7 protein-coding genes are annotated in these 14,334 nt (G+C 45.7%); 2 read left to right on the top strand and 5 right to left on the bottom strand.

Annotated elements, in window-relative coordinates; all coding sequences use genetic code 11:
• The first annotated feature begins 3 nt into the window (after positions 1-3).
• Positions 4-4,005 carry a hypothetical protein gene (locus PGW94_RS00765; RefSeq protein WP_271757557.1) on the top strand — a complete coding sequence of 1,334 codons (4,002 nt, stop codon included), beginning with the start codon at positions 4-6 and terminating at the stop codon, positions 4,003-4,005.
• A gap of 315 nt (positions 4,006-4,320) precedes the next feature.
• On the opposite strand, the gene PGW94_RS00760 is transcribed toward PGW94_RS00765, so the two are convergent.
• From PGW94_RS00760 to rnhA, 5 genes are all read right to left on the bottom strand, one after another.
• Complete coding sequence (locus tag PGW94_RS00760) at positions 4,321-5,091, bottom strand: phosphatidate cytidylyltransferase (protein ID WP_271757556.1); 771 nt, start codon at positions 5,089-5,091, stop codon at positions 4,321-4,323.
• A 406-nt stretch (positions 5,092-5,497) separates the two neighbouring features.
• On the bottom strand, positions 5,498-6,013 hold the full coding sequence (gene frr, locus PGW94_RS00755) for a ribosome recycling factor (RefSeq protein WP_410519512.1): 516 nt from the start codon (positions 6,011-6,013) through the stop codon (positions 5,498-5,500).
• A 32-nt stretch (positions 6,014-6,045) separates the two neighbouring features.
• Positions 6,046-6,792, bottom strand: a complete 747-nt coding sequence (gene pyrH / locus PGW94_RS00750; RefSeq protein ID WP_271757552.1) for a UMP kinase — start codon at positions 6,790-6,792, stop codon at positions 6,046-6,048.
• A gap of 240 nt (positions 6,793-7,032) precedes the next feature.
• Positions 7,033-10,035, bottom strand: a complete 3,003-nt coding sequence (locus PGW94_RS00745; protein ID WP_271757550.1) for an AsmA-like C-terminal domain-containing protein — start codon at positions 10,033-10,035, stop codon at positions 7,033-7,035.
• A 39-nt stretch (positions 10,036-10,074) separates the two neighbouring features.
• Positions 10,075-10,527 carry a ribonuclease HI gene (rnhA, locus tag PGW94_RS00740; protein WP_271757548.1) on the bottom strand — a complete coding sequence of 151 codons (453 nt, stop codon included), beginning with the start codon at positions 10,525-10,527 and terminating at the stop codon, positions 10,075-10,077.
• A 219-nt stretch (positions 10,528-10,746) separates the two neighbouring features.
• Between rnhA and mfd the strand changes: the two genes are divergently transcribed.
• Complete coding sequence (gene mfd, locus PGW94_RS00735) at positions 10,747-14,133, top strand: transcription-repair coupling factor (protein ID WP_271757545.1); 3,387 nt, start codon at positions 10,747-10,749, stop codon at positions 14,131-14,133.
• Positions 14,134-14,334: the final 201 nt, after the last annotated feature.

The following is a 14,334-nucleotide window of genomic DNA, read 5'->3' as shown; positions in this document are numbered from 1 at the left end:
AATATGACTCCGCATGAACTAAGAAACGCCATCATCGAAAACGCAGTATCGCTCCAGATGTATTACATAAATAGCGCATTCAACGCCATTCACAACACAGCCAGAGTGGTTTCAGAAGAACGTTTGGAACAGGTTTTTGATAGAGTAGAAGGTGTCTTAGGACAAAACAGCAATGTACATGTTGTCCGGCAATATTCGTATCACACTGCAGAAAAAGCGCTGGAAGCGCTTAGAGTTGCCATTGAACTTTATCGTCACGGTGCATCTGATCTCACCGTTTACGATGATATCAACCAAATAATCCTCGATACGGAAAAGCATCCCAGGGAAAAACATCCCTACCTGCTGAGTATCATGGTAAGTACTCTACAGCCCGTGAGAAAAAAGTTCTACTCCACCAATGAACTAGAGTCCCTGGTTGGAAGAGTATCCCGGGAAGCTTTAAACAGCGTAACAAAGATTTGCCTGCCCGACTCTGACTCCACAGACATAGAAAACATAAATCAACACTTAGAGGAGTTTTTTGATTCAGTACCGTGGGTTATTTCTACGGGAGAATTAGTGGAGTGGGTAAAAATCCTGATAGGATACGCAAACAAAGTACTAAACTCGCCTGAAACACGAGAGGACGTACCGACGCTAGCTCAGTGCTTGTCTCTTTTAATGACTGTTGGCAACATTTTCCGCATTAAGGACAACATGTCTGCGTCCATTGGTACCTACACACTTGAAACAAGTGCAAAGTATGCCAGCAATTTGTTTGTCGTTGCGGCGGCCAAAGCGGAGGCGGCTTTCTACAACCATGAGCAGTGTTATCCAGGACTTGCGCAAAAAATCCAACACCTGGTTAATTTGAGCGATGAGATTGAAAGGCTCGGGTTCTACACTGGGGACTCTCTACTTTTCTTCAGAGGCACACAAAAGTATTTAGTAATGTTAATGCACATGTTCTTGTCAGGTGCAAGAATTGACGCTGCTCAAGAAGCAGAAAGTTCTGGAGCAAACTCCACCTACGACCCAAAAGTACTCTTAGCCTCTATGGTCGATCCTTTCTCTTGTATGCAATCTGCAGATGCAACGGCATCCTCCCTTCCTGCTACTTTTAAAATCTACCGCATGTTGCATCCCACAATTCCTGACTCAGCAGCACTATTTAATGAGGAAATTCCTGCTGTTGTTACAGAGTTCCAGGATGAACTTCGCAACATCCTGGTAACTGTACACTGCCTGGACAGTCTCATGCTCAGGGATTTTTCGGCACTACTGGAGCAGCACCGAGGTTTCTCTTTTGACCATGATTGTTTTAGCTGCTCTCAGATACTTGATGTAAACGTGTCGTACTATGTCATGGAATACCTAAAACTCGCCGTGGGTGCTTTGCAACGCCATACTTCCCATAGTCTGAGGCATGAAGAATGTGCAATTTACGTATCTACCGGTCTACTCGCAAATGTTTTTGCCCAGGGCTCCGAGTACAAAAATCTTCCAGTGCCAGAACGGATTTACAAGGACATCTGCAGGACTCAAGCCTATCTCAGCAATCATATTCCTAATACACGCGAGGACTTTTTAACTTACGGCCATCGACTTGACCAGGAGCTCATGAGCTGCATATTCGAAATGCCTATAAACAGCATAGTTGGAACGCGAATTGCTAATAAACGTGCATCCTTCCTAAATACCACTACTGAAAATATGCAAATACCTGGGGTTTACGCAAATAGTTACATGGGCTCTTCTTCATCAGAACAACCAGCTATTGTACAACCTGAGGCCCCTATCAATTATACAACATCGCGGTCCCAGTCCATATTGGGTTCTGCCTATCCATTACAGGCCGCCTCTAACACTACAGCGTATTCTAACCCTGGACAACAAACCCAGGCACTACCAACTTTCGAGACTGCCTTTAAGATACGGAGCACTGGATCAGAACAAAGGCAGTGGTCTGCCACGGCTGCTCAGGAGGCTCAAAGAACTGTATTATCCAGGAGAGCAAGTGCCATGGGTTCCTCACATCACAGTATGGGACAACCTCAACAAGGGACATCCAGCACCGGAATATACAATGAGCACATATCTGCAAGCACAAACCAATTAGGTACAGAAAATAGGGCACTGGCAATACAGCGTCCCACACAACATAAAACGGGATACACCGCAGCTGGAAGTCAGCCAACAAGTGTTGTGACGGAGCTGGGAAATACCTCAGGCACAACAACCCACCCACATAACAGAATAGGAAATTCCGGAAAGGGAGCATCTACCACTAACGCGGGACTAGTAACCAAGGACACATCTTTCGGCAGCAGCCATTGGAGTGTTGCCATCGCAAGGCTACAGAGAGAGCAGGATGCTCTGCGGAAAATCTTGGACAGCTACACTGCAGAACCATCGTCTGCAAGCACTACTACGGAGTCAAGCAACACTGCTAGCTCCACGGATTCCACTGTCTTTTCTCATTACGAGGGCAACCAATGTGGGCAAGAAGCATCATCGGCTCCTGGAGGAAGTGCTAGTGGGAACATGTCTTTAAGCTCCAGTGAGTGGCATGCAATATCAAGGTTGCAAGAGAATGCTACCGTGCGAGCTATTCTGGACAACAGCACAACTGATCAACAGTCGTCAGGAGCTACCAATACCCGGAGGCTGAGCTCAGGAAATGTGGAAGCATACCTGGCACAACATGGAGACTCACAATGTCTATTTAACGACGGTAGTCAGGGATCCGGTATTATACCCGCCTCAAGTGAAACTTATAATACAGCAGGTTCGCATACATACACCTCTGCCGATAATACTCCTCAACAGCAGGGAACTAGGCGTTTAACCGAAAATGAATATGGCAGCGGTGCAATCACGATAAAAATAACTGAACAGCAAACTAAGATAGGCACATTTGTGGAGACACAAGGTCCGCTTGAATCTAACCCAACGTTGAACAGCGTCGATGCAGCGCTCGAAGGCGGATACAAGATTGTAAGTTCGCTGGAATCCAAAAAACGTTATAAACGGAGTACAGGACACACAACAAGTACCGTACCATCATCTGACCCTGAAGTATCGTTCTTTGCCGTGCCAATGGCATTATCACATACTCGCAGTTCTGCCCCCGCACTCGTACAGCGTGCCGCTAGCGTCCACGCAGAGTCCAGTTACGAACGTGACACAGAGTCGCAAAAATCTCTTTCGCGCACTGTTCACTTTGGCATCGAAGAAAATCAACTTCAACGTCGCAGGGCCCGACGAGTACAAGAACCCAGACAACTCTCAGTGTATAGCCCTTCTTACAATGTGGGTACTATACCCCGAGGCAGCAGCATACGGGAAGAACAACCTTCAAACCGGGGTAATACTACTGCACTACGCAATATGCTTGGAGCAACGGCATCAGAGTTTACAATAAGCACGCCTAGTACATCCTATGTCAGTGATACAGGTACGACTTCAGGGCCAACCACTCGCAGAACCACAACCGCACAAAAATCGTGTAGAGGCAAAGCTACTGGAGCTGCTTCAAGAGGTAGGAGAAAGCGGGCCCCCGCAAGCGCCGCGTATTGCACTACAAATCTCGGGAATACCAAACGGAGTGCAACATCAGTCACTGAGCCTGGGTACCTAGGAGGACAGCCCAAACGTCCTTACTTTACCGAAGGTAGCTCGTCGGGAGTTCGCCGCTATGACAATGCCACAGCTACTTATGATATAGGTGGTGTGGACCATGGATATCATAATGAAGTTCCTGCCAAGAGGGGATATAGCACTACGACGCAATACGCCTCCGTCATGGAATCAACACCACCTGCATTCAATACCAATCCTAAACCATCCAGTAGTGGGTATGGCAGTGTTGTGACATCACGCGTATCTTCTGCGCACTCTGTTTCTAATATACTTGCAACGCATGTACAGCCATCGGCAGTAGGTACTGTAATAGAGCCATCCTCCGTCACACCAATGGCTTACAGTAGAGATTTCCAGGGCAACATTCCTGGTAACAACTAGCTCTTGATATGATATCCCCACGAGAACGCATTGCGTTCTCGTGGGGAATCTAAGTCATACAACAGAAATATAAATGCTTTGGTTAATACTTTGCGGAAACAGTTGTGCATATAAAACCACGACTATCGGCACAACAAGATCGGAAATACAGTTGCTTACTTCCGTGCAAAACTCCAAACAATGTCCCTACGATCTGTTCTCAATGTACCCGAACGGGCATAAACCTCAGCAACAAATAGCACGCTAAAATCCCTGATTAGGATGTGAAACTACCCTACTCTTTCCGCAGGAAGCTGCAGTAGCACTCAGCAAGTACTAGCTTATGAAGAACTTAGAAAAGTGCTTTATGTAATAAGCTACCAGCGGTGCTGTAAATATGAACCCATCCATGCGGTCCATAACCCCACCGTGACCCGGAACAATAAAACCACTGTCCTTAACATCACACACACGTTTTATTGCAGATTCAGCAATGTCACCACATTGAGCCACTACCGCTATGATAACACCTATAACTATAGCGTGGGACACAAAAAATATTCCGAAAATCATGGACATCACGAGCGTACTTATGGCACTAAAAGCCATACCTCCCCACAGGCCAACCCACGTCTTGTTTGGACTGATAGAAGGAATGATTTTACTCGTTCCTAAACTTTTACCAAGAAAGTATGCCGCAACATCCGTGCTCCAAATTGCTACCAGAAGCCAACTGAGTATTATCGTACCATGAGGCAAAGCGTATATGTACGCCATGGCGGTGTATGGCAAGGCTATCATGAAGACAGCAGGAATATAAAACAACCTGTTTCCCACCGTTATCGTGTGCCATTCAAAGGAGGAAATCATAGCTAAAAGGAACAATAGAAAGTAAAACGCCGCACCCCCATAAAACAGGCCTGTCAAGAAAATCCCGCCCCAAAATACTGAGGTCGCTGCTCGCACCAAGAGGTTTTTGTCCATGGAGCCGATATCACTACATGATAGTCTGTCCCTAAGCCCGAGAACCAACCGCCTAGGCATCTCCTTAACTTCTCTGATCTTCATGACTCCCCCAAAATAAAGTTCTCTTAAAGCCAAGAACACTGCCCTGCGCGCTTAACCACAGAGCATTGTCTATCACATTTCCTACACTGCGCCAACAGCTACAAGGCAGCCGGACAATATGACAGCACCGCACCCGACTTATGAAACCACATTTAACCAGAATTGCTTATATGTTTATATGTTAATAACATAAATTGTAAACTAAAGCCTTATTACGAAGCGAGTTGTAAAGCGAGACCCCATTCCACAGCCACTTTCCTGCCCAGAGAACATATATCAATGCGCGCACGTCGGGCAGTCACTACAAGCTGACAACCCACACATAATATGACTTACAGGCTACGAAAACAGCACACCACAAACAACGTCCTTCAGTCCCATCGTCGTCTGCACACACCAGGACCACACTTGCTGCGCAAACTAATCCCACCAAAGGGTAACGCCTCTATCCCAGAATCTCGCTTTCCTTGCTTATGTATGCTTCAGTTATCTTTTTTATGAATGAATCGGTGATTTTCTGTATCTCCGCACTGACGCTATGAACATCGTCCTCTGAGATCTCTTTTCCCTCTTCCATGGACTTTAGCTTCTCAATAGCATCCCTTCTTATGTTGCGCACAGATACTTTGCTCTCCTCCGTTAGCTTATTCAGCATTTTCACCAGATTTTTTCTAACGTCATTGGTAAGCTCCGGAACAACGAGCCTGATGGTACTGGACTCGCAAGACATACCAAATCCCAAATTAGAGGTCTCAAGGGCCGTTTTTACCGCTCCTACTATCCCAGCATCCCAAAGTGTCACCAACAAGGTCCTACCTGACACTGAAATGCTAGAAACAGCGTTCAGTTTCATTTTCCCACCATAGCAATTCACTGTCACACCAGACAACAACGAAGCACTAACACGCCCCGTTCTTATACCCGAGATATCCCCCAAGTACATAGCAAGAGTCTTCTCCATTCTCTCTTGGGCGTTTTGCCTTACAGTACTAGTCACGCCACCCCCTCACCAGAAATAGTAGTAAATACGCCCCGCCCGCTCACAACTTCGGAGAAAGCATTATCCTTTCCCAAATCAAAGACTATTATGGGTATAGAGTTTTCCCTTGCTAGCGACACCGCAGCAGCATCCATAATCTTCAAATCAGACGCTATGAGATCATGGTAGGAAATCCTGTCATATCTTGTTGCAGTGCTGTCCTTTTTGGGATCCGATGAATACACACCGTCCACTTGCGTGCCTTTAAATATGGCGTCACAGCGCATTTCTATACTTCTCAGTACCGCAGCGGTATCAGTCGTGAAAAACGGGCTACCGATACCTGCAGCACAGATAACAACTCGACCCTTTTCAAGATGACGTATTGCACGCCGCCTGATGTAGGTCTCACAAACAGCCGTCATAGGTATCGCCGAAAGTACGCGACTCTCAACACCCATCTCTTCAAGAGCATTCTGCAGCGCTAATGCGTTGATCATCGTTGCTAGCATGCCTACGTAGTCATTACTGGCACGTTCAAATCCAAACGATGTCGATGAACCACGAAATATGTTACCGCCACCTACTACTATACACAGCTCGACACCGGACTCTCTCACCTTCTTTAGATCGCGCGAAAGCTTGATTATGACGCCTTGATCAAAGCCAAATTTTTTCTCTCCTACAAGCGCCTCGCCAGAAACCTTCAGCAGCACCCTAGAGTACCCAGCACACCCAGTAGAATCGTTATTATCTGACATATCCAAGCGCAAATTCTTCCCCAGTAGCAGAAATTGATTATACATCAATGCTGCAAATACGCAATCTCCAACCGATGAAAGAAATACAAACTAGCGATGGAAAAGAACATATAAGACGCTTCAAGTATGGATTACGCCGGAGCATAGTAACATCAAAGACCAAAGAATTTTTGTTGAAACAGAGGACTACACCCGCCTGGCACCACTGCACCATGGCACAGACAAATCTGGACTAAAAACCTATGCAGCTTCGTCGCGCCCTAAAGGCACATGACGACCAGTAACCCCCTCCTGCTTTGTTTTGTAGTCCAAAACTTTCAGTACCCTCTTGAGTAAATTTGGGGCCAAAATGGATAGAAAATTAACGGAGATATCATGAACTTTGGTGGTGCCTTTAACCTTGTAATCTATGGCAACAATTCCGCGGCTATAACCACCAGTAAGTAACTTACCAACAAATGGAGTGTTCCATACCATCTTATTGACAGCGTATGCGGGCACTATCTGACCACGAACGTCAAAGTTTTTAGTTGTAAGATCTATCTTACCCCCCAGGCTGATGCCAAGCTCAACCCCTTCCATCCATGACTCGCTAAAGCTAATCATGTCATTACCAAATGTGAATGGGACATTTAACTTACTGAAGTGTATGCCGCTCCCACTCAGTGTGTTACCTATTCCTTTCAATGACGATAGCGTCAATATCTGAGCAAGAATGTGGGCATTCACTATGTTAAACTTAGTGATAGAAAACATTCCATTGGTCCGCCCGACATGGCTGTCTGGGTACATGTATATAGACAATCTTCCGCCATCAATCGTGCTCAAGACATTGATAGCTCGTAAAAACTTCCCAGCGTTACCCGTAGTCACCTCCAAACCTATTGGACCGTAACTAATATTGAAAGGCTCCAAGTCCCCCGCAAAGTTACCAGTGATACCAACACGCGTATCACGCTTGTCACCACGTTTGAATTCGAACCCCAGATTCTCTATCAGTACATCGTCATTCATCAAAGCTTGGTCAGCCTGCACACTAATGTAAACGTTGTTATTCGCACCTGGCGCGGAAGAATACCCTCTCGTAAATGCGGCCAGGTTCGCTTTGCTTAAATCTAAAAACGCCCCCTGAAGCCTAACCACAACGTTATTGTTTACTGCCTTTACCCATCCCTTCGCATTGGTCTTGAGAAACTCAATCTTATCAGCAACAAAATCAACCTCTCCGGCACCTATCTTCCCATTAAGCCGAACATCCACCCCATCACCATGCAATACCGCCTTACTAACGTTTATCAGGCCGCCCGGCTCTATCCCCGCAGAAAATGTCAGAGTCCTTTTTTGCTCACCTAAGTTAAAATACCCTTCCTGATCCCCCAACGATAATGTAGAGACATCTAACACGCCATCAATGCTTGAACTGCCAGTGCTCGTGTTACTTATCAAGTTTATATGAGTTTTCGCATGCCCACTGATGCCGAGCATAACTGCTGCACCGCTTAATCTCCGCAAATCTTTCCCAGAAATATATCCATCTATATTGCAATGTATTTTATCGTTACCTTTTCCATTCGTAGCAACAACAGTAATGTCCTTATCGTTCATCTTGCCCTGAGCACTTACTGTTATGGACCCATCATAATATTGCACACCCAGATCCACATCTTCTACATCAAAGCTTCCTAGTATTCGGTTTGCACGCATGTTTCGAACATTTGACTGCACGCTAACGCTGGTGGAAACTTCCTCATCGTTCATGATATTGCGAACCTCTACCACAAATTTTGTGACGGCTTCACCTGTTACATCTTCCCCACCTATATTCAACATGTCCCGCACATCAGAGGCTTCGTACAGTGTCTCTGCATCACTAGTGGCTTTTCCTTCTATTTTTAGCACAGCATTGCCACTTTTCACCCCCTTCATGATAGCTATGCCCTCCTTGGAGTGCAGTCCTTTGTAATTGTAATCACCAGATCTGATAACCAGATCTCCCTTGTGGAATAGCAGCCCTCCATCTACGATATTAACAGCGCCATAGCCCCCACCTATAAGCAGCACCGCATCTTTCAAATGCGAACTAACTATGTAGTTATCTGGGTTTTTAAAATCATTTATATGCCCACGGTAGGCAATCTGTGGCTCACGAAAGAATCCGCTCAAAACATGTTCGCAATACCACGCGCGCATTACTCCATAAACATCCTCTGGCCAGTATTCACACACCCTCTGTGCGCTAACCTCATAGCCCCCTACATTGACGTCAACGCGCCCACTGGATGTGTCCAGATTCGCACTCATTTTCACAGCGATGTTGTCTGCGAAAAGGTTGAAATTGGTAACCTGTAGTTTCCCATCGCTGTATTTTACACGCGCCCTAAATCTTTGGACGTCAACGCCATGCCCAACGCCATATGGGACAGTGCCAACAAGACTGTGCAAGTTTATATCTCCGTACTCGATGCGGTCGTTTGCATCGAGTACCATATCAGCCGTGCCCGACAGCCTTAGATCTTTGTACTGAGCAAGTCTTGCATCAAGAAACTCTAGATGCCTTAAAAGCCTCGTATGAAAATTGTTATACTTTACGTGCAACGATACTACACCCTTATAGTGCTCAGACAGGCGTACTCTAACTGCCGACTCTCCACTGACAAATTCTAAACTGAATACACGGCCATCGTATTCATTCTCAGCACCAAACTTAAGAGACTCCATGACGACCTCGTCTACGCCCCCATTACGGATAACCAGCCTATCGACTTTCACCGGAATATCAGAACGCACAAACACTAAAAGCTTCTCTCGGAGAGTTGCCACGGAGATCGGAATTTTTGCTACATTGGCCAAACTTCGGGACTTGGATATATCAACCCCGATCTTGGCAATATCTAGGCGACTATCACCCCAATAGCCCCACAAAAATAGAATGCCAATCTTGGAATAGATAGACACCTCAGGCGCTTCTATGTTGACCCCCAGGTCTTTGTCGACAACAGTAACTCCTTGCGCCGATAGGAAAAAGTTCTCATCTGCACGACGCCACGTAAGCTTAACGTCACGAATATTTACATCTGCCCCGAAAAAAAACTTGGATAACTTGTGTTCCAAATACAAATTTACTAGCCGTGATCGAAACTCTAGCGTATCCTTTGTGCTAACGTTGTAATACAGGATGCCCCCAAAAAGCAGCACGCCTAGCACGAACACCAACTTTACACAAAGCCACACCACAGAATTCATAGCACCTAATCCATACCCTCGCGCAGCACGTAACCTTATTCAATGCCCAGCGCTTTGGCTGGCTATTTCACCCCTTGCAAGCGCGTCAGCTTCTTCGTTGTATCTGTTCCCAGCGTGGGCCTTAACCCACTCCCACGTTACATTGTGACGCAAAGCAAGCCTCTCCAGCTCCATCCACAAATCAACATTCTTCACAGCAGACGAGCTAGATGTCCGCCAGCCGTTTGCTTTCCACTTGTGAATCCACGTGGTGATACCGTTTTTGACATAGATACTGTCTGTGTGAACACACACGTCGCACCCCTCACCTAACACGACCAACGCCTCTATGACTGCAGTAAGCTCCATCCTATTGTTCGTTGTATCACGGCAACCACCCGACAGCCTACGTTCCTGACCATCATGGTAAAGAACAACAGCCCCCCAGCCTCCAGGCCCAGGATTGCCAGAGCACGCACCATCGGTATATATGATAACCTTCTCACCACCCATAAGTACTACGAATTCATCGTTTTTGATTGTATTCTAATACCCTGCATAATACAATGACATTCGTGCCGGTGCCATAGCCCTGCAGTTTAGGTGCAGCTTCTAACAAGTTGCTGGCTCTCCTACAAGCATGAGTCCTCTTGTGTGCCGCGCAGGATGTAATTTATCCACATGCTACATGTAGGTTTTAGCTGCGCGTATGACGATTGAATTTTTCAAAATATGAGTTCCTTGGAGATAGTATCGGGTGTCATTCCAGAGGTGGAAGATACGCTATTTGCCGAGATGTGTCTGCGCGATAACGAGCTCTCCTTTGTTTACATACTGGGCGATGATAGGCCTTTGGAGCTGCTAGTTAACACGTTGAGATTCTTTGACAATACCCGAGACATATTCCTTTTTCCTGCGTGGGATTCACACCCTCACCGTGGGATGTCTCCAAGCAGCAACGTTATGGTAGCCAGAATAAAATGCCTGCTGGAGTTGGTATCTGCTAAAAGACCCTACATACTCATAACTTCAATCAGCGCAACAATACAAAAAGTCCTGCCGCGACGTACCGTGAACTCTCTAGCTCTGAGCATAAGGCCAAGGTTAAACCTTTCAATGGACGCTTTGACTAAATATCTTGTTGATCATGGCTATCACAGGTCTTCCTCAATAGTGCAGGAAGTGGGAAGCTTTGCAACACGCGGTGAGATAGTGGATATCTTCCAATCTGTCGATGAAGGCCCCGTACGAATATACTTTGAGTATGACTTTGTTGAATCCATCAAGCCTTTCGATCTAGATACGCAAATAACTACCGGGGATGAGCTCACAAACCTGATCATATTTCCTGCATCAGAAATGATAAAAAGCAGTGATAACCTCGAAGTCTTTTGCAAAAAGGGCGCATACATTAAAAACACTCATCCCACACTATACGAGGCAATAGCATCACAACAAAAACACATAGGTGAAGAATACTTCCTGCCCCTATTGCACGAGGATCCCCTGGAGACTCTTTTTGACTATGTACGTGGTGATGCGAAGTTAGTATTCAGCGAATCTGTGTCGTCAAATACTGTGAAACAAATAGAGTACATACGGACCGAATATGCTTCACAGCAGGCTGCAACGTCACCTGAAGCACTGTTTCTTGATGAGCAAAACTACGACGAAGCAATGCGCAGATTTGCAAAAGTGATTACTTGCGGTTTGGGCTCGACACTAACAGCCTCGCAATGCGACACTGATCCCGTGATATCACACTGCACGTTGAAACCCATACCAGACTTCAGACTTCAAGCTCAAGAATTAGGTACAACAGCCCTTACCGCACTTATAAATTACGTCAAGACGTCGAGCAAACCCGCAATAGTAGCCTGTTATTGCGAAGAATCCATGCAGTACCTTACGGAGAAGTTCAAATCTCACGATGTGTATATGTCTTGTGTACGAAAGTACTCAGAAATATCAGGTCTCCACAACATAGCTATACTGCCGATACACAGAAATATAGAGGCAAGAGATTTTGTGGTCCTGACAGAGTACAGCCTGTTTGGGAGACAATGCTCCGTAAAAAAACCTAAACGTACGATAAACAGCAATGAATCTGACTTAACAATTGGAGATATAGTAGTACACCAAGACTATGGTATAGGAATTTTTAGCGCACTGCGAACGCTTACAGTGTGCGGTAATTGCCATGATTTCGTCGAAATCATGTACCGAAATGATGACAAATTATTTGTGCCAGTAGAGGATACTGACCTAATAACTCGGCACGGCACAAGCACTGATGTTGTTTTGGATAGATTAGGCAGCGCAGCTTGGCAAGAAAGAAAAACAAAGCTGAAAAAACGGATCGATGAAATAGCTAAAACCCTTATGAGTGCCGAAGCTATGCGCCGTTTGGCCCAAGGTGGCCAGTTTTTTGCCAACACCACTTACATGGACTTCTGCAAGGAGTGCCCGTATGTCGAGACCGAAGATCAGCTAAAAGCCATTGCCGATGTGGAAAATGACCTCGCAAGCGGAAAAGTCATGGACAGACTCATCTGCGGGGACGTTGGGTTCGGAAAAACGGAAGTGGCGCTCCGGGCAGCATTTTTGATTGTAAACGAAGATATAACCTGCCAAGTAGCAGTCCTTGTGCCTACTACCTTATTGTGTCGCCAACATTTGATCGCATTCCGGGAAAGGTTCAAGAACTACAAAAATGTAAATATCCAGCAGCTTTCCAAGGCAACCGCCAAGAAGAAACAGCAAATCAAACATGAGTTGGAGAACGGAAGCATAAACATAATCATAGGCACAAGCGCACTGCTGTCTGACGGGATCCAATTTCTAGACCTCAGATTACTCATCATCGACGAAGAACAACACTTCGGCGTCCAACAAAAAGAGAAATTACGGTTACTAAAGCACAACATCCACGTTCTATCGCTATCAGCAACACCTATTCCCAGAACATTGCATATGTCCCTGTCAGGAATAAAAGACCTGAGCGTACTAAAAACACCTCCTATTGGCAGAACGGCGGTGAATATTTCAATAACACACTTTGATGACAAGATAATACGAACCGCAATATACGACGAAGTTAGCCGCGGTGGAAGGGTATTCTTTACCTGTCCCCTCATTTCCGACATTAGCACAGTGCTGGAGCGACTTAAGGCACTGGTGCCAGATGTAAAAATAGCTGTAGCACACGGAAAAACATCCGCACAAGTGCTCGACAAAACAATGAACGACTTCTATGACGGAAAGTTCTCTCTCCTCCTGACAACATCCATAATAGAAAGCGGCATAGACATACCATTTGCAAACACCATCATCGTATACAATGCAGATACATTCGGGCTTGCACAGCTGTACCAACTAAAAGGCCGGGTCGGGAGAAGTACTAGTCAGGGATATGCGTATTTAATTCTTTCAGAGAAAGCCAAAATGAATTCTCCCGGGCTCAAGCGTCTCGAAACATTGAAATCACTTAATAGCATAGGATCAGGTTTCTCCCTATCATTACAAGACATGGATATGAGGGGCTTTGGTAACTTAGTTGGGGAAGAGCAATCCGGCAATATAAAAGAAGTAGGCGTAGAACTCTACCACCGCATGTTAGAAGAGGCTATTGAGACGTGCAAAATGGCCAAAGACACCTCGGGTAATTGTCTTAACGTTAAGGTTGACATAAACGCGAACGTGAGAATTCCCGAATCGTACATACGGGAGCTTGATCTCCGAATGCAAATGTACAAAAAAATGAGTAGCCTCAAGACTCCTGAGGAAATACAACACATCGTCACAGAGCTAGAAGACAGGTTTGGGCCACCCCCACGCGAGGTGAAGAACCTTCTAGACGTACTACACATAAAACATCTATGCTCACGAATAGGCATTTCAGAGGTGACACACTTCAAGAACCACATCACACTGCACATGACGCGTAACTTTGTCAAAGAAGATGCATTACTCAAACATTTTGTGTTTAATGCCGGCATATTCACTATACAGGGCAATAGCGTCCGAATGGTTGTGCCAGGAGTCCATGCACGAAATGTGACACAGTACATAGTATCCAGACTGTCACATATGTGTAGCCTCATCGGCGGCCAAACATAATCCTTCTCATGCCGCAAATTTAGCACGCCGTTCTTTTCCATAAGACTCTTTACACAGAAAAAACGTCGTTGTGTCCCCGCCTGCTATTGTCATTATGAAGGCACCCTATAGTCAGCAGCATATCTTTTAAAACAGTGCCGACACCCATAGCAGGTTTTATACCAGTCCCTCACTCAGCAGATCATAACAAGCATTAACCAT

Source organism: Candidatus Anaplasma sp. TIGMIC, from assembly GCF_028204095.1.
GTDB lineage: Bacteria > Pseudomonadota > Alphaproteobacteria > Rickettsiales > Anaplasmataceae > Anaplasma.
Note: the sequence above shows the minus strand (reverse complement) of the source record. Positions and strands in the feature narration are given on the sequence as shown.